This window comes from Bacillus cereus group sp. TH152-1LC (assembly GCF_027710505.1).
Classification (GTDB): Bacteria; Bacillota; Bacilli; order Bacillales; family Bacillaceae_G; genus Bacillus_A; species Bacillus_A mobilis.
The window spans coordinates 72266-88891 of sequence record NZ_JAQFNK010000001.1 but is presented as its reverse complement, the minus strand read 5'-3'; the positions used below and the strand labels follow the sequence as shown (position 1 = coordinate 88891).

The window sequence follows — 16626 nt, the reverse complement described above, 5'->3', positions numbered from 1 at the left end:
CTTATTTTACGTTTAATTTTTCTTTCACCTTATCAGGAAGCTCGTCTTTCTTCACTTCTTCCCAAGCTGATACACCTTTTTTATCTGAATGATATACACGTAGGAATGCATCTTTACGTAAGTTTTTTTGTGCAGTAAATTCTAATTCTTTCTCTGTACCTTCTTTATCAAATCCAGTTAGTTTATATTGGTAATCTGTATACGGTTTACGATTATCAGTCGTACCATTATACACTTTTCCATCTCCTGTAATTTGAATGTAATACTCATCTTTTCCTAAACGATTAATATCACAACCAACCATCAGACTTGCAAATACAACTAAAATACTAAATAGTGCAATGTATCTTTTCATTTCCTTCACCTCATGTGTTTCTTATTATGTCGTTATCATCATAATCCCTTTTTGTTTGAGTAGAAATTCAAAAACATGACATGAAGATTACATTTTTGTAAGATGAAAAAAAGACGAGTACAACATCCGTTTTCTTAATGAATATTATCTAAATTATTGGGGAGCAGTTGTATACTGTTCATAAAATATAAAACCCCTCTATTACGAAGAGGGGGATAATGTGAATCTTATCAAAATAAACTTACAGCCGAATTCTCTTTTGACTCTGTTTGTTGTGTGAAATTTTGAAAGGAAGCAAACGTATTTTGTTTTCTTTTTTGTTGTACTTGAGGCTGAGGATTGGGTTCTATGTTTTCATTTTGAAAGTTTTCTACAGTGGAGGTTGGAGCCATGAACTGAGCCCCAACTTTTTCAGCCCATATTTTTTCTCGAATAAGCTTTTTTACATAATCTGTCTTGTGCTTTCCTTCAAGAAACTCAATAATATCTGCATCTTTTTCGGGATGAAGTCTCATATGAAATCGATGTTTATCCTTTTTTTCCTTAGTTACGGAAGCAGCAGCCATATTCCATCATCTCCTATTAGATTCTTGTAAGAAATCTATCTGGATTACACGCTACGATATAATAACCTCTAGCGTTTGCCATGATTACATTATCCGGCATACGAAATTTTACTCTAGGATTGTTTTGATAGTCTACTAATGAATGTTTTAGGTAATAGAGTAATGTATGTGTCCCTCCGCCAGTCAGAACCACATTTGCAAAACTTTCAAAGTTAATTTTATTCGCCCGTAAATTTTGTAAAAAGGCATTTGCTCCCCAATAGAATTTGGAATGAACAATTTCTGTTATGTCAAAAGCTTCTTTATTAGAAGCAATATAAATTGCTCTGTTTTCATTTTGAATCATAGATTCTCGTATTTGTTTTTCAATTCTCTGTGAAGTTAAATTCTCAGAAGCTAAAATACTAGCTTTTCCATCTATTTTCATATTTTGCATTTCACTAATAATCTCATCGTAAACATTGTACATAGAATACTGAAGTTCAAATACATCTGTCATCATTCCATTTTCTACGATTGTAACATCACTACTACCCATTCCTAAATCTACAACAAGGATTTTTGAGTTAGCGAACTCTTGAGCTCCTTGCTTTGGCTCACCATTTTCATGAAAGGCTAAATATTTTGTTGTTGCAATTGGTTGTAACTCTATAATGATTTCTACGATTTCAAATGAAATTCCATTCATTTCATAATGACCTTCTAATGATTTAATGTCTTGAATGGCTTCTTCTCTCATTTCTAAGTTTCTATATTGTCTACCTGGTATCCCTGTTACAACTCGTACTTTATCATCATGTGCTCTAATGTGCTTAAAGACAGCCATTAAAAACATCTTTCGGAAATCTGAAGTTTTGTATCTTGAAATGTTAACATCTAATGAAAAGCGAGAACGTTCATCTACTTCTCCTACCACAAGTTTTTCTCCTTCAAATGTCACTCCAACGTCTTTAGATTGTGTTAGATTCCCAAATATCGGCTGGCTTTCAAAGTATCCTTCTTCTCTAACTGTATTAGGATAGTGCAACTCACCTAAATCTGATTTAGACTTCACAGATAAGTTCCCACAATCGATAGATATTGAGCGAATTGAATCCATTTCATCTCCTCCAAAACACTTAATTTGTATTACGATAGTCCAATATATTCTTGTCCTCTATTAAATATTCCATCTTGCACACATTTGTTGTCTCACTTGTGCGTACAAAAATATAATTTTTAACTATTTTTATCTTTTTCTAAGCTTCTGGTAAGTTTTGTGCGCACAAACATGCATACAAATGTACGCAAACACTACTTTATGTATAGATGGCTGCAAATGAAATATAAATTTGGTACCTCTTTTGAAAAAATATTGAATATTTTTTTAAGAAATAGGGAATTAGGAGTATAAAAAATAAATTTTTAGGAGATTCTAATACTACTACTTTGTACGTAAGGGGAGAAAACGAATGAAAAAATGCAGACATTGTGATAATGCGATTAGACAAAAAAACTCCGATAGCTTCCAAAAACGCCTTGGTCTCTGCCAAAAATGTTATTCATGGGATAAAAAATGGGCAAAACAAGGAATTAAGTATTCTAACATGAAAAAAATCCTCTCCTAGTAGGAAAAGGATTTAATAGTATAGCTTATTATTAATAACGACTGGATTAACTAGATATTGTTCATCTTTATTATATTTCTTTTGGAACCATTCAATCAGCTCCGGAGAATCTAAGGCGACTCTTAGGAGAGCATCTGCCATTTTAGATTTAGACATCTGACAGCTAGTGGATAGACGTCCTAATTTGCGGTCATATTCGTTTTGAATGGAAATACTAAACCGTACACAGCGTTTATCCCCTAGGTTTCTCGTACCAGCAGCTTCAGATTGGTTTTGAGGCATTTTTGTGCCTGTTTTAATTTTCGCCACAATAACTCCTCCTTATACACACTATATTTTATTTACATCATCTTTTCATTCAAACTACATCATTGCATCACTACATCACTAGGAATATGTAATAAGTGTAAAGAATAGAACCAAAAGGGAAGTTTTTATTACAAACTCAAAAATAAATTCAAACCTTTAAATAAACTTGTATCTACTTCTATTTCATATTATGGATTTTCAAACCGATTATTATTATAGGCTCCAAATGTATTCATTGAAGCAGAACATTAAAATGAAATATATTACTGCAAAGGAAATTCATTTCATAATATTTTTTTCGGAAATTTTTTTGATTTTATTCATCCTCTTCTCTTTCTATTTTCTTTTCTGTTTTTGTTTTTAATTTCTTAGGTTTTTCAATATCTGAAAGTGCATCACTGATGCATTGCATCTTTGATTCTATGGCAGGGGAGGGGGGAGGTTTTCATAATCTTTCATTCAAAAACTATATTTATCTAATAAAATCAAAGACTTTCATAACACGAAATATCTCTTCAAAACCTCTTATATAATTTTTAATCGTTTTTCTACACTTTTTTATTTTTTAATGTATTATCTTGGAAATTTGAAATTCGTTAATTGCATCTGTATACGGCTATATATAAAAGGAAGGGGTTGATTCATATGTACATTACATGCAAAGTGAGTGCTTATCATTTAATTACAGGTGAAAAAAGATTTACCAGGGGTTCTATCTATCTAGCCAAAATAAATGCAAATACACTACTTGCTCTTGATGATAAAGGAGAATGGAGTGCGGTTTCCTTTAAAACAAACAGAGAAGGCATATTAGATAATGAGGTATTTAAGCTTCATTTTCAGGTCCCTGAAGAAGAAAAGAATGTTCACGCTTCATAAAAAAAGACCGGTCAATGTAATTTTTCTGTTCCGGTTTAAAAGCATAAATTTAAAATAATAAAAAACAACAGTCCAATTAACATATATAAATTGGACTGTTGTTTTTTAACCGATTTCGTCGTTAATATTATTTGTTTATTTTACACCAAAAAAATAAAATCGATTTAAAATCATAAAGGATATGAGTAAACAAAAGACTCATTTCACAAAAAAATTTGGAGGTAATTTAAATGAACTTAAAATTAGAAAATAAAGATTGGGAATTATGCATCGATGACTCTATTATTGTTGAATACGACAATTACGTTTCGGGATTCCCTTTTATTTCTGATGAGAATCTTCAATTCGATACTATAAGAGTATTTATTGCTTTAAACAGAGAAACAGCTAATAAAGAAATATCGGCTTTTCCTTGGAAAGATGGAGAAACTTATCAGCAGGATGAAAAGTTAATTTCAAAACCATTAAAAACAGAAATAGAAAACATGGTCAAATTAACTGCATTCTATAAGCATTTTAATTCATGAATTGCAAAGACACTAAAAAACAAAAGCAGCAAAATATAATCGTATATTTTACTGCTTTTTCTTTAGAATTTATATTTTAGATAAATGTATGGAGCAGCATAGAGAAAACAAAAGCGAATGAAAGATAGTAATGCCAATTTTTATCTTTGCGTTTATATCGCATAAATCCGAATATGATTAATGGAATAAATAATAGGTATGAAATAACTCCTGATAGATAAACAGCATTCGTTTTCCATTCATAAAATGTCATGATGAATGAGTGCACGGTAATTAATGCAAATGCAATAACTGCAATTGGTACATGAAACAACTTAACCCACTTCAAAACTTTTGCAATAAATGTTTTAATCTCTTTGCCTAATTTTATTTTTTTGAGTCTTAATAAAAAATAAAGAGGAAACATGGCAAAAGCAGCAAAAATACTAATTCTACCTAAAGAGGCTTTGTCTTTAGCATAAGATTCCAAAGGGCTTCTCAAGTGGTGCTGAAATTGCACCTTTGTATTTTTTAAATGTTCTGCTGTATTTGTTGTTAATGAATCTTTGTGTTCAATTGTCCAAAATCCAAATGCAAGAATAACAAAAGCTACTATGAGTGCAACAAAAATTAATTTTCTCTCTTTTGGATTTTTAATCCACTGATTTATCATAAAAGCACCTCTAACTTAAATTTTTCATTCAATGCCACTTGTCATTATAATCTCTTATTGTACAGTTATAATATTAAATTATCCTTAAAACAATCTTAAAAAATTCTCATATTTCTTTGATTAAGTAAAGAATGTATTTTCCTTGTTTATTTAAGTAGTTACTTATCTTTTTATAATTACTTCTTGTACACTGTTCTCTAACTTAATTTCTCCATTAAAAGACCCCCACCTATTTTTATATTGAGGCAGGGGTCTTCTTACATACTATGATAAATAAACTCAAGGGAAAATCATGTATTAAAATTCGTTAATACTTAATCGACCATTAATAAATGTTAATACTTCTAACAAACTTCCTTCTTGGAACACATTAAATTTTTGACGTTTGAATTCTCCCATAGCATGATAAAAGATGAATTCACCGTCTCCTTTATCTTCATTTACACGCAAATCAAAACTTAACGGAGTCCCTAAAATTCCTCCATCTTGGTCTCTCTTTAAAATTTGTACTAACAACTGATTCTCGTCATTTTGTTCGTATACCATATCATAACGATTCGTTACAGCAATATTTTCGACTTGATTTAAAATCAATTCCTTAATGCTTTCTACGCTCACAGTTTTTCCTTCTTTCCTTTTGTAATATATTCATCATTATACAAAAATCTAATTTCAGTTTTACGATTTTTTGCTTTTTATTTTAAAAAAGGTCTCCTTCATAAGGATACCTTTTGTGTGCGTAACTCTATTTAAGAATGATTTTTATTTACAATAGTTTTATTACCATCTTCATCTTCTTCCATCAATACAAGCTCTTCATCCATTTCCACATAATAACGAATAGGTTTATCAACCGTTTTATCTCTTAGTTTATTTATTAATTCTTCATATAGAGCAATAAAGTTGGCATTGTTTCCTGGCATATATCCATCGTATTCCATTCCAATCAAACACATGTTCGTTAAATGCTTTGTTGTGTATTTTTGATATAACTCATATATTCCATCATAAAAATTATCATATGCTTCCTTTACTTGATAATTAGATAACGTTTTATTGTTATGTATATGGCTATCAAAATGATTGATTTGTTCATCAATCCATTGTATTTCTGCTTCAGTTAAGACAATAGAACTTTTAATTGAATTCAATATAACCCCTCCTAAGCATTTTCTATGTTCTCTCTAGTTATAGAATTTCCTTCCATTTTTTCTAGTTTTCCATATCCAATCATGTTTACAAACCAAACATCATAAGAAGCATTCACATATAAGGAATCCGCATAGAGCGTTGTTTCGTATTGATACTTTATCCTGTATAATTAAATGTAGAGAATATAGGATATGAATGAAAGGATGATAATTTTGCAGTTTGCTTCACGATTTGAAAATATACCTAACAATGTTAAAAAGGAGACGTATACGAACTTATCTTTCTTTAATTTCGCATTTACTACGCGAAATTGGACCGGAGAAAAATACATAGAAAGGGAGCAGATAGAAGGGTTCATTTCCGAGTTGACTGAGCATGACAAAATCATTTCTCCTCAATTTCAATCAGAAAATTTTGTTCCGTTTTATTTTTTCTTAGATGTTTCTGTTTTCAATAGCAGAGAAGCAGAAGGTAATTTAAAACTATTGGACTTCTTAGAAGAATTGGATGACTTTCATGAAACTGAAATGCCAACTGTTGAATTGGAAAAAAGACGTAATAAATATCTTTCTAAGTTGCGTTATTACATGGGAAAAGCAGAAAATCTAGGTTATTTGTATAGATGGTCATTTTTAAATGCATCTCATTCTTTAGCTTCTGAAGTCAAAGATATGGTTGAAAGAGAAATCGAAGTATTGAAGGCAGCTTTTCATAAAAATTTTGATTTAAACAAATTAAGCGATGAACAATTTAATAAATTTGGAGAAGAAGGGGATAGACTCGCAGCACTTTATAGCAAGAAGGAAGAAGAAGTTATTTCAAAACTAATGAAATATAGCTATTCAGAACCATCTTTATTTTTATTTAATGCCTACTTTGTTGCAAAATGGATTGAGCATTACAAGAATTCATGTAACATGTTTAAATCCTATTTTGTCATTACGCAATATTGGACAAAAAATAAAATACTTACAGATATTTATCAAGGACAAAATTTCTATGATAGTTGTATGGTATTCCAAGAAATGATGGGTGATTATTTAGGTATTATTTCACAGGACTTACATTGGTATACGACAAATTTATGTATTTTAGACAAACTAGATGTAGCAGATGTTCATGAAGAGGTTCTTAAATCAATTGCAAAATGGGCAACACGAAAAATATATAAAAATAAAAAATACCCATTACCTAAGAAAAAGTGGGTTACAGATGTGACTTGGGACTTTTTAATAAACATAGGTATTAAGCAAATTACATTTATTCGTGAAAAAGAAATTGAAGGTCCAAATGGAAAAGAAACAATTGTGTATGCAAAAGCTAACATCGGGGAAAAAACATATATCATTTACCCGATAATTGACCCTTCTAATTGGGAGAATCTCAGTCGTTCGCAAAAGGCACTAATGACATATACATTATGCTTGTATCATGATATCACAGTGGAAAATGCATTCTCATTCGAACAGGAAGAAGATGCTTCTAAATTGCTTGCTAATCCTTTTGTTAATAATCCGGAGAAGCTTGTATTTGAAGGTATTAAAGCTAAATCTAAAGTGAATCAAGGGAATAATCATAACAAAACTTCCGCATTACGTTCGAAACATCAACCGCATAAAGAGCACTGGGTTACATTTCATTTTAGAAAATTAACATCAGATAATGAATCATCAGAGCAGGCTCAAGAAAAAGCAGCTAAATATGATATTGAAATTCCAGGAGGATTTACCTTCATTGATGCACACATGAGAGGAGGCAGCGGGGAAGGGGATAAGCAAGCCCCTAAAGTTTCTGCCTTAGATATATTCTCAAAAACTGTTTCTAAATAAACGCAAGTAGAAAAAGGGTACTCATATATCGAGTATCCTTTTATACTTTTAATACAGTCTTCATTGCTTTCGTAATGAATTATGTTCATATTTTGTAAGTAAAAGACTCTAAAATTTTTTATCAAAAATAAAATCTTAGACTTATTTTCGCTAATTATAAAAAAATAAATTAAAATATCATTGTAGTGAAATATAACTTAAGGGGAAATAGACAATGAAAAAAATAGAAATTACGGTATCGGATAAGACTTTTGAACAAATGGATAAATTAGTGGAGGACCTTCAAAATTTATTGAATTCTGACACTGTAGAGCATCGACCGGTTACAAAAGATTTCATTATTTCTGATGCCATTAATAGCGCATATTTGAAAAAGTTTTCTCCTAACCCTATGAATATCGTATTAATCCAGCATAGTTTTATGCAGCTTCTTGATTTAATAGAAGAACAGAAAGAAATTAATAGACAATTTCCGATTGCTGATTTAAGCGATGAAGAGGTTACGCCTTTAAAAATCATTAATGCATTAATTGAAAAAGATTATAACCGTCTGCATAACATTTCTCAGTTTGAAAACATATCTGATGATGATTTACCAATCTAATCAATGTTCAAAAAAACAATAAAAGAATCGAGACAGTCCCTTTATTTTTAAAGGAATTGTCTTTTTTATTTTTGTATTCCACAGACGTCGTTGTATTAAAAGAGAACGAAACAAAAAAGAGCACTCATATTTTTTTGAGTACCCTTTATGCTTTAACTACAGTCTTTATTCCATTTGTATTTGGTATTGCTTGTCTATTTCTCATTGCAAGCTGCCATAGTGTATATACTGTTAGCAATACAATGAAAGCTGAAGCAGAATCGACGATAACATCCAAGAATAAACCAGTGCGTCCTACGACAAGATATTGATTACATTCATCTAGGAATGCAATGAGTACGACACCTAACCAAGCTCTTTTAAATGCATGCTTTCTACTCTTAATATTGCTCAAAATAAGAATTGAAAGAATAGCGTATGCTGTTATATGTGATATCTTATGAGCAAAGAAATCTAAATCTGCATAAAATATCCCATTTTTATGTGGGAAATATCCTCCATAAAAACGACTATCTAAATGAAATACGTCTGATATATTTGCTTTGTCGTCATATATAGTTTGATTTGACCAAGTTTTTGGATGAATAACTTTCAAAGATGATGTGCTTGATAATTGAAATATAATTACAATCATGATACCTAACAATATTTTTTTAATCACTTCTCTCCCTCACTTTCTGTTGTATCTATTTATGTAACGTATGTATTCCCTTACAGTTTATTTTAAAATTCCTTTCAAAAACCTCATATTATTTATTTAATCCTATATTCAAAGGGACCATTTTGATTTTTTACAATGTAGTTTTTCTTGAAATATTTTTTGTTCACTATTTTTTATACTCTGTTACAATAATTTAAATTTTTATCAGGAACAGGGGAAGGGGGAATGGTATGTCTATTTTGTATTCCTTATTTATCGAAAATTGGGTGTTTTTTTCAATTTTGTTGATTGTTTTTATTCTATATTTTAAAATTCGCATTGGATTCAATAAATACTCCGAACACAGGGAATTTTCTAAAACAGAAAGCCCAATTGAAGAGTTTTTGTTTCAAGAATTAAGAAAGAGAACTAACCATAGAAATTTGCCATATGAAGTTTATACGCAAGTACCTTGTGGGAGTTACCGCATTGACCTTGCTTTGTATACGAAAAGAGGTAAAATTGCAATAGAGTGTGATGGAAAGGATTTTCATTCTTCTTTTACGCAAGTCAAACATGACGAAAAAAAAGATAAATATTTAAAACAAAAGGGATGGTATGTGTTTCGATTTAGCGGCTCAGAAATATATAGAACAAGAAAAGGTTGTGCTGATGAAGTTGAACAATTCATTTATTCAAAAGGTATCTTTAAAAAGAAAACAGCTCATATGCGATAATAGAGCTGTTTTTTACCACTTTACATCAATTAAACTTCCTAATTCATCTTCTATTTCTTCTGCGTTTTTATGCTTTTTCTCTTCATTTTCTTCTCTTGTTCTTTTTTTACTTCCTTTTTCTTTATTGTCCTTAATAGGTTCTATTTCTGTTGTTCTTTCTATTTTCTTTATTACAGGATGTTTTGGATTTTGATTTCTAATACTAAAGTCCATAATCTCCCTCCTTTTTAACTGTATAATCCATATCCAGAAAAAAGGGAAGTTTTTTTATTTTTTATTTATCTATTTGAATTTTATGAAATAATTGTAAATCTAAAACAATAATAAAAGCGTCCACCCATACCATCTTTTGAATAGTCGGATAAACGCTCTTCATACAGCACTTTGTTTAATTGTTCTTGTTTCGTTTTCGTCTTTCTTGTTCTTAAATCTTTTAAGGCATATATACTTCGGCTATTTTCTGGGTTTCGTTTACCTTCACGAACCATTTTCTCTCTTATTTTTTTTGCTTTTGACTTTGCCATATTAAAATCACTCTCCTGTAATTAAGTAACTACTTTATTTATTATACGGTATTTTTTGTATTTATAAATCATTTTCCTGCATTTTTTATTATTTGTACGTATCCAGAATCAAATAACACAATTTAAATCTGGTAATGAAAAGGTAAATTTAAATGGTTTTCACACTCTGACAACAATTCTAAGGTGAGAGGCACATCGAAGGTTTCAAAAAGCATAAATTTGATTCTAAAGCACCATAAGAAAGCGCTCTCGTTCCTATGTAACAAACATATATTCGGAATTTAAGTTTGTATAAATCTCTTTCATGAATTTGTTTTGAATTTAATTTATTAAATAATTTCTTGACTTTTTCCAGAAATAAAAGATAATCCGAGAAAGATATCTGAAAATTAAAAAGAGAATATCTTTAACTCATTTTCGATGAGTTTTTACAAAATTAAAGGAGAGTTGCACTATGATTCATTTCAAACCTGGACATTGCGAAGTTCATACAACCATTCCTACGTTAAAAAAGTTTGCCAATGATACATATTATCGCTACCACAAAAGTAATCGTTTAAAACATATGACTTTAAGTAACGATAGGTATCCCAATTTGAAAATAACAGATGATATTTTTTCGCTTTCTATTTGGATTAAAACCAGAGAAGGGGAGGAACAGCGTATTTTCTTAGACGGTGATGTGTTTCTGAATCAATTGGTTATCCATACAATAACATTGGAGGGTTCTCAATTTACAGAAGAAGCTTACGAGGAAATGAACCGTGTTTTAAAAGGTCTCTCTAGCACAGGAAAAGGTTGCATCTATGCAGAAGTACAAAAAGTACCTACACGTTATCAAAACGGTAAGGTGGTTGAATATAAAAACCTATTAGATGAAATTTATAACTCTTTACCTGAAGATAAAAAAGAAATGCATCGTGTAGTTTATGAAGCACTTAAAACTGGATTTTCAATAGAAGATGAAGAATATTAATCTGCAATTTGATGTAATTTTGTTACAAAATCATTTTTTAGAAAGCATGTGCGAACATGCTTTCTTTATGCGAAATTCATAGTGCTCACCATTTAAATAAATCCAACAAATATTTTGTTTGGATTTTTTACTGAATTTTAAAGGCGAATTGCCTTTTTAATAAAATCTATATAAGAAAAAATCAGAAATATGAATTAGGAGGACGTTTCGATGAAACTGAAGTCAACGACATTTAACAAAATTATATATAGTCTTGTAAAAAAATCCGCAATCGGAATATTTAATTTTGCAAAACGAAATAAAAAAGCAATTAAATATGTCTCTGGTCCGTTTGTAACGATGTTATTTATTTTCTTTGCATTTAGTGGATTTTTGATGAACGATATTATGCACCCTTATTTTATTGCTGTTTCTAAAGTTGTAACAATGTTTTTAGCATGTATTTTATTATTATATTGTATCTGGGATTTAATTAAATCTATTCTTATTGGACCAATAACAGATGTATTTGAACGTGAAAAGGACAAGTAATCATTAAAGTTGCATCTTCTTTATTCGCTATCTAGGGTAGGGGAGAGGTGATTTTTATTTGAGGATTCAAACTTCAAAAAAGAAAAATCAATTAACTTTTCAATTAAGTATGGTTGTCATCATTTTGATTGTTATAAGTGCAATTATCTTTTCTATATTTACCATATCCGTTAGTGCATTGTATAAAAACACTCCGGTCATCCCTGTCATTATGTATCATCACTTTGATGAAACCTTTTCAAATAACGCCATCGTTACAAAAAAAGAATTTTATGAACAAATGACCACATTAAAAAAAGAAGGATATACTCCTGTATCGCAACAAGAAGTAGCTGATTATTATTATCTCAAAAAACCGCTGCCGAAAAAGCCAATAGTAATTACTATTGATGATGGATATACGAGTAATTATAAAATTGCTTATCCTATTCTGAAAAACTTAGAGATGAAAGCAACCATTTTTACCATAACTGGTCAAGTAGGCAAGGAACCAGGTAGTTTGCCTCATTTCTCATGGAAAAACGCACATGATATGATACAAAGCGGCTCTATAGAGATACAAAGCCATACAAACAACCTTCATCATAAAGAATTACTTTCTCTTCACAAAGAATCTGCCTTAGTTTATCAAGGGGAATATGAAATGCAGTCTCAATATTTTCTAAGAATTTTTAAGGATTTATTCAAATCCAGAGAAAGAATTCAAAATAATCTTGGGGTTAATTCTATTGCTATTAGCTATCCTTTTGGTGAAACAAATAAAGAAGTAATAAAAATGGTTCGTGGTGCAGGTTTCAAATTGGGGTATAGCACGAAAAAAGGGTTAAATACGAAATACTCAGACCCGTATCTTTTAAAAAGAATTAATATACCAGGTGGTACAAGTGGAGAAGAACTTATTGAAATGATTACACCATAAAAGGGTAAAAGGGCTTGGAGAATACTCCAAACCCTTTTTTTATAAACTTTTTACTGCTAAATCTGCTAATCTAGAGCGTTCTGTTTTTTCCAATTTCAACACAGCTACTTCTTTATGAGGTTTCATTCGTTCAATAGCATATGTTAATCCATTATTAATTTCATCTAAATAAGCATGGTCAATTTGTCTTGTATCACCTAATAAAATAACCTTACTTCCTTCTCCAGCACGCGTAATAATTGTTTTTACTTCATGAGGAGTTAAGTTTTGTGCTTCATCAATGATTATTAGTTGATTCGGTAAACTTCTTCCTCGAATATGCGTTAATGCCTGGACTTCTAAAAAGTCTTTTTTAGCTAAAATATTTTCAAGTTCATTTCGATTTTCAGCTTTGAAATAATATTCCAAGTTATCGTAAATAGGAGCCATCCAAGGTCTTAATTTCTCTTCTAATTCTCCTGGTAATGCTCCAATATCTTTTCCTATTCCTACAATTGGTCGTGCAATTAGAAGTTTTTTATAATTGTATTGTCCTTTTTGTTCCATCATTTCAATACAAGCTGAAACAGAAAGTAAAGTTTTTCCGCTTCCGGCTTCTCCGCGCACACATACAAGGCTTATTTGTGAATCCAACAAAGCTTCTGCTAACATCTGTTGTTCTGCATTTCTAGGAGTTACATGATTAAAGTGTGCGTCAGTGTTAATGAAATGAGTGATAACTTGCTTTCCTGATTCATCCTTAATTTTCCCCATTGCTGAAGATTTAGGATTTAATTCGTTTTTTATTACAACGAAATCACCTTCAAAAAAGTCATTCGTAAAACGATTTTCTATGTTTTCAATTCGAATTTGCCCGTCACGATAAAATTCAGAAATACTTTCTGCATCTACAAAAATGTGGTGAATACCTTTATGTATAGAATCAGAATCTTCTACTAGACGGTCATGTTTATACAATTGTGCTTCCAGACCATCGAATTTATTTCCTTCTTTTTCAGCTTTTAGATACTCAGGCAATGTTTTTGCAAGAACGTCAGCCTTAGCAATCATCAATGCATCCATAGAAATAAGTATTGTTTTTTGTCCAGCAGCTTTTGTTTCATCATAAATATTTTTAGCTACAGCAAGAATGCGATTATCTTTAATGGATTTATCAGCAAAATCTCCCATACCATCGAAATTCTGATGATTCATCTCAATACTGAAAGAACCACCACCAGGAAGTTCGATTTTTTCTCCTAATTTTTTTCCGGATTCTTCTCTAATTTTCATTAATTCACGAACAAACGTACGAGCGGTTTCACCTAGTTTGTCCATTCTTTTCTTTTTGGATTCTAATTCTTCAAGAACAATGGCTGGTATTATTACATGATTTTCTCTAAAATGCTTAAAAGCCATTGGGTCGTGTAGTAATACATTGGTATCAAGAATATAATTATTCAAAAAACAAATCCCCTTTCTTAATTTGGGTTAATTCATTCGTTAATTGTTGGAATATTTTGTTTTACCTTGTTATAAAATAAAAATAATAACTATAAAAAAAGAACAACTGGCAGTCCCAGTCGCTCTTATTCTTCATTTGGATTATAATCTTGAGAACTGAATTGCATGCGCTCTTCGACAATTGTAAATTTCTCAATCATTTCTGTTGTCAATTTACCTTCTTTTGTTAAAGCAATGATAACCTCTGGTTTAGATAATTCTTTTTGTGAAATTGATAATGCTTGAGCTAATGATTTTCTATCCAAAATTTCTCTTTCAGGATAAGTAATAGATAATAAAACCACTGAATCTAAACCATTAATAATTACTTCATCAACACCTTTTTCATCCATCAAATAAATAATCTCATCTTTTAATTCTTTTGCATGCATTTGTTTTTCTTTAGATTCTGCTTTTGCCTTTTCGAATTCTGCAAATAATAATTCTAGTTCTTTCTGGAATTCGCTAATTTTTTTGTTGTTTTTGGATACTGTATTTTCTTCATTTGAATTATTTTCACTTGAATTATCTAATTCATTTTCAGAATCAACATCAACATCCAACATTGAATCTAAATCTTCTAGTTCATATTCGTTATCACTCATTTGCTCACTTCCTTTTTATAAAAGCAAAAACCTAATAACAAATAAGTTGAAATTTGTACAATTTTTCTTACTGTTTTTTGTATTTTTTGTGCTAAAATTGGAAATGTAAGTAGTAGAACAATTTTTGAGAAAGTTTTTTAATACATTATTTTTGACGAAAACATACACTAAACGAAGATTTTTTTAATTCTTTACCCTTTTAAAGTTAAGTGATGTATGTTATGTTAGAACTAATTAAACTATAAAAAAATGAAATTATTTAAGAGCTTATTAAGGAGGAGTTCAGATGCTTGCAAATGCATTAAAATCACTTCATGACTTCATTTTCGAAGATAATGGTGATGCTAAATCTGATAACGAAATCGTAGAAAAATTAGACTCTCTAACGAAAGAACACAATCTAAAACCTGAAATTAGTTTGTATCAATATCATAATCTTTTTGCTAAATTAAAACTTGAAATAGTAGAAAAAGAATTAAAGGACAAAAATAAAAAAAATGTGAGAGGTGATAAACCTAAAAGAGGCGGAAAAGATTGGATGCCCGCAGAACGTGGAATTTTATGGTTTTATATAAATCAAGCACAAGAAGTAGAAGGTCTAAATTATGGAGAAGCTGAAAAGAATATCTCTGCCATTTTAGATAAAACAACATCAGGTGTTAGATATAAATATTATCAAATCAAAGAACGTGTAGATAAAGGCGAAGACCTTCAAACAGTTTTATCTCAAGCGAGAAAAGGTAAAAAGACTGTTGTTGCTGTAGGTAATAACACAGTAATTACTTCAGAAAATACTGTTAAACGTGGTCCTGGTCGTCCTAGAAAAACAGAAGTACAAGTAAATTCTGAAACTCCAACTGTTAAACGTGGTCCTGGTCGTCCTAAAAAAGTAACTACAGAAGAAACTCCAACTGTTGCAATTCAAGAAACTGCACAAGTTAATTCTGAAAGAAAAGAAGTTCAGCAAGAAGTATCCAAAGTTGAACAAGTACCTTCAACTCAGAATCAAAAATCTGTTGTTAAATCAGAAGAAGTTACAACGAGTGCCCCAACAAATACTAAGGCACCTAACAATGATGTTTCTCTTTCTAAAAATTACAAAAACGAATTTGTAGACTATAACATTAACAAACCTAAAGCGGATAGAAGTATTTTTAATATACTATCTAGCTTAATTAATAACTTCAGAGTAATTGGAGAAGAGGCTGAGACTCTTAATGCTAAAGACGAACTTACAAATCTTTTAAATGGTCTTGAAACACTTTCTATTATTGCAGCTTCAAATGCTCATAATGCTCAACAACAACAACAAGCAGAAAAAAGAATCGCAGAATTAGAAGCGGCACTTGCGAAAGAAAAAGAAGACTACGAAATGCTTGCTAAAGATTTTGATATGATTCGAAAAGAAAATCAAATGATTGTGGAAGAATACGATAGAAAATGTGAACAAAGACACGCTGCTTTAGAAAATGCTTTTAAAGTCTTTAAAAACACTCATAATCATTTCTTCGGGTTACCTGAGGAACGACAAATTATGGAATTCCTTGATTATAAAGAACGTGTAGCTCTTCAATCAAAAAGAATGGAAGAAGCTATAAGCAAAGATAAAGAAATTGGGTTCAATTCTCAACCTTCACAACGTTTCCTTGTTGATATGAAGGATGGAATGTTAAAAACTAAAACTGTATAATCATAAAAAAGAGGTGAAATTATTTCACCTCTTTTTCTTTTG

Annotated in this window: 21 protein-coding genes; 9 read left to right on the top strand and 12 right to left on the bottom strand. The window is 30.4% G+C overall.

Annotated features, from left to right (window positions below; all coding sequences use genetic code 11):
• Window position 1 precedes the first annotated feature (1 nt).
• From PDL00_RS00460 to PDL00_RS00445, 4 genes are all read right to left on the bottom strand, one after another.
• Entirely contained in the window at window positions 2-355 is a 354-nt protein-coding gene (locus PDL00_RS00460) for a YxeA family protein (protein WP_270725319.1), read from the bottom strand.
• 230 nt (window positions 356-585) lie between these two features.
• A complete protein-coding gene (locus tag PDL00_RS00455; RefSeq protein WP_270725317.1) occupies window positions 586-921 on the bottom strand; it encodes a hypothetical protein in 336 nt (111 codons plus the stop codon).
• Between the two features lie 16 nt (window positions 922-937).
• On the bottom strand, window positions 938-2020 hold the full coding sequence (locus tag PDL00_RS00450) for a ParM/StbA family protein (protein WP_270725315.1): 1083 nt from the start codon (window positions 2018-2020) through the stop codon (window positions 938-940).
• A 520-nt stretch (window positions 2021-2540) separates the two neighbouring features.
• Window positions 2541-2837: a hypothetical protein gene (locus PDL00_RS00445; RefSeq protein ID WP_270725314.1), complete on the bottom strand. Its 297-nt coding sequence runs from the start codon at window positions 2835-2837 to the stop codon at window positions 2541-2543.
• Window positions 2838-3482: 645 nt separating this feature from the next.
• On the opposite strand from PDL00_RS00445, the gene PDL00_RS00440 reads away from it, so the two are divergent.
• Both PDL00_RS00440 and PDL00_RS00435 read left to right on the top strand, forming a co-directional pair.
• Window positions 3483-3716, top strand: a complete 234-nt coding sequence (locus PDL00_RS00440) for a hypothetical protein (RefSeq protein WP_098007260.1) — start codon at window positions 3483-3485, stop codon at window positions 3714-3716.
• Between the two features lie 230 nt (window positions 3717-3946).
• Window positions 3947-4243 carry a hypothetical protein gene (locus PDL00_RS00435; protein ID WP_270725311.1) on the top strand — a complete coding sequence of 99 codons (297 nt, stop codon included), beginning with the start codon at window positions 3947-3949 and terminating at the stop codon, window positions 4241-4243.
• Between the two features lie 76 nt (window positions 4244-4319).
• Here PDL00_RS00435 and PDL00_RS00430 read toward each other — a convergent pair whose 3' ends face one another.
• From PDL00_RS00430 to PDL00_RS00420, 3 genes are all read right to left on the bottom strand, one after another.
• On the bottom strand, window positions 4320-4895 hold the full coding sequence (locus PDL00_RS00430; RefSeq protein ID WP_270725308.1) for a hypothetical protein: 576 nt from the start codon (window positions 4893-4895) through the stop codon (window positions 4320-4322).
• A gap of 297 nt (window positions 4896-5192) precedes the next feature.
• Window positions 5193-5513 (bottom strand): hypothetical protein, encoded by a 321-nt coding sequence (locus PDL00_RS00425; RefSeq protein WP_098517562.1) that lies wholly within the window; start codon window positions 5511-5513, stop codon window positions 5193-5195.
• Window positions 5514-5644: 131 nt separating this feature from the next.
• Window positions 5645-6046, bottom strand: a complete 402-nt coding sequence (locus PDL00_RS00420) for a hypothetical protein (RefSeq protein WP_270725305.1) — start codon at window positions 6044-6046, stop codon at window positions 5645-5647.
• A gap of 213 nt (window positions 6047-6259) precedes the next feature.
• Between PDL00_RS00420 and PDL00_RS00415 the strand changes: the two genes are divergently transcribed.
• Both PDL00_RS00415 and PDL00_RS00410 read left to right on the top strand, forming a co-directional pair.
• Window positions 6260-7876: a hypothetical protein gene (locus tag PDL00_RS00415; RefSeq protein ID WP_270725303.1), complete on the top strand. Its 1617-nt coding sequence runs from the start codon at window positions 6260-6262 to the stop codon at window positions 7874-7876.
• A 214-nt stretch (window positions 7877-8090) separates the two neighbouring features.
• The gene (locus PDL00_RS00410) at window positions 8091-8480 is read left to right on the top strand and encodes a hypothetical protein (protein WP_270725301.1); all 390 of its coding nucleotides are present in this window, start codon (window positions 8091-8093) and stop codon (window positions 8478-8480) included.
• A 145-nt stretch (window positions 8481-8625) separates the two neighbouring features.
• Here PDL00_RS00410 and PDL00_RS00405 read toward each other — a convergent pair whose 3' ends face one another.
• On the bottom strand, window positions 8626-9126 hold the full coding sequence (locus PDL00_RS00405) for a VanZ family protein (protein ID WP_270725298.1): 501 nt from the start codon (window positions 9124-9126) through the stop codon (window positions 8626-8628).
• A gap of 245 nt (window positions 9127-9371) precedes the next feature.
• Between PDL00_RS00405 and PDL00_RS00400 the strand changes: the two genes are divergently transcribed.
• A complete protein-coding gene (locus PDL00_RS00400; protein ID WP_270725296.1) occupies window positions 9372-9857 on the top strand; it encodes an endonuclease domain-containing protein in 486 nt (161 codons plus the stop codon).
• 12 nt (window positions 9858-9869) lie between these two features.
• Here PDL00_RS00400 and PDL00_RS00395 read toward each other — a convergent pair whose 3' ends face one another.
• Both PDL00_RS00395 and PDL00_RS00390 read right to left on the bottom strand, forming a co-directional pair.
• Window positions 9870-10070, bottom strand: a complete 201-nt coding sequence (locus PDL00_RS00395) for a hypothetical protein (protein ID WP_270725294.1) — start codon at window positions 10068-10070, stop codon at window positions 9870-9872.
• Window positions 10071-10150: 80 nt separating this feature from the next.
• Window positions 10151-10381, bottom strand: a complete 231-nt coding sequence (locus tag PDL00_RS00390; RefSeq protein WP_098517569.1) for a hypothetical protein — start codon at window positions 10379-10381, stop codon at window positions 10151-10153.
• 454 nt (window positions 10382-10835) lie between these two features.
• On the opposite strand from PDL00_RS00390, the gene PDL00_RS00385 reads away from it, so the two are divergent.
• From PDL00_RS00385 to PDL00_RS00375, 3 genes are all read left to right on the top strand, one after another.
• On the top strand, window positions 10836-11357 hold the full coding sequence (locus tag PDL00_RS00385; RefSeq protein ID WP_270725291.1) for a hypothetical protein: 522 nt from the start codon (window positions 10836-10838) through the stop codon (window positions 11355-11357).
• Between the two features lie 210 nt (window positions 11358-11567).
• Window positions 11568-11888: a hypothetical protein gene (locus PDL00_RS00380; RefSeq protein WP_098006640.1), complete on the top strand. Its 321-nt coding sequence runs from the start codon at window positions 11568-11570 to the stop codon at window positions 11886-11888.
• 58 nt (window positions 11889-11946) lie between these two features.
• Entirely contained in the window at window positions 11947-12807 is an 861-nt protein-coding gene (locus tag PDL00_RS00375) for a polysaccharide deacetylase family protein (protein ID WP_098006642.1), read from the top strand.
• Between the two features lie 39 nt (window positions 12808-12846).
• On the opposite strand, the gene PDL00_RS00370 is transcribed toward PDL00_RS00375, so the two are convergent.
• Together PDL00_RS00370 and PDL00_RS00365 are read right to left on the bottom strand one after the other, a co-directional pair.
• Complete coding sequence (locus tag PDL00_RS00370) at window positions 12847-14250, bottom strand: PhoH family protein (protein WP_098006643.1); 1404 nt, start codon at window positions 14248-14250, stop codon at window positions 12847-12849.
• Between the two features lie 125 nt (window positions 14251-14375).
• Entirely contained in the window at window positions 14376-14894 is a 519-nt protein-coding gene (locus tag PDL00_RS00365) for a hypothetical protein (protein WP_270725285.1), read from the bottom strand.
• 286 nt (window positions 14895-15180) lie between these two features.
• On the opposite strand from PDL00_RS00365, the gene PDL00_RS00360 reads away from it, so the two are divergent.
• Window positions 15181-16584 carry a hypothetical protein gene (locus PDL00_RS00360; RefSeq protein ID WP_270725283.1) on the top strand — a complete coding sequence of 468 codons (1404 nt, stop codon included), beginning with the start codon at window positions 15181-15183 and terminating at the stop codon, window positions 16582-16584.
• Window positions 16585-16626 lie beyond the last annotated feature (42 nt).

Coding starts and splice junctions, on each gene's coding strand:
- PDL00_RS00360 (WP_270725283.1), top strand. CDS start 15,181: ATGCTTGCAAATGCATTAAAATCACTTCATGACTTCATTTTCGAAGAT.
- PDL00_RS00460 (WP_270725319.1), bottom strand. CDS start 355: ATGAAAAGATACATTGCACTATTTAGTATTTTAGTTGTATTTGCAAGT.
- PDL00_RS00400 (WP_270725296.1), top strand. CDS start 9,372: ATGTCTATTTTGTATTCCTTATTTATCGAAAATTGGGTGTTTTTTTCA.
- PDL00_RS00380 (WP_098006640.1), top strand. CDS start 11,568: ATGAAACTGAAGTCAACGACATTTAACAAAATTATATATAGTCTTGTA.
- PDL00_RS00385 (WP_270725291.1), top strand. CDS start 10,836: ATGATTCATTTCAAACCTGGACATTGCGAAGTTCATACAACCATTCCT.
- PDL00_RS00395 (WP_270725294.1), bottom strand. CDS start 10,070: ATGGACTTTAGTATTAGAAATCAAAATCCAAAACATCCTGTAATAAAG.
- PDL00_RS00365 (WP_270725285.1), bottom strand. CDS start 14,894: ATGAGTGATAACGAATATGAACTAGAAGATTTAGATTCAATGTTGGAT.
- PDL00_RS00410 (WP_270725301.1), top strand. CDS start 8,091: ATGAAAAAAATAGAAATTACGGTATCGGATAAGACTTTTGAACAAATG.
- PDL00_RS00450 (WP_270725315.1), bottom strand. CDS start 2,020: ATGGATTCAATTCGCTCAATATCTATCGATTGTGGGAACTTATCTGTG.
- PDL00_RS00440 (WP_098007260.1), top strand. CDS start 3,483: ATGTACATTACATGCAAAGTGAGTGCTTATCATTTAATTACAGGTGAA.
- PDL00_RS00390 (WP_098517569.1), bottom strand. CDS start 10,381: ATGGCAAAGTCAAAAGCAAAAAAAATAAGAGAGAAAATGGTTCGTGAA.
- PDL00_RS00435 (WP_270725311.1), top strand. CDS start 3,947: ATGAACTTAAAATTAGAAAATAAAGATTGGGAATTATGCATCGATGAC.
- PDL00_RS00430 (WP_270725308.1), bottom strand. CDS start 4,895: ATGATAAATCAGTGGATTAAAAATCCAAAAGAGAGAAAATTAATTTTT.
- PDL00_RS00455 (WP_270725317.1), bottom strand. CDS start 921: ATGGCTGCTGCTTCCGTAACTAAGGAAAAAAAGGATAAACATCGATTT.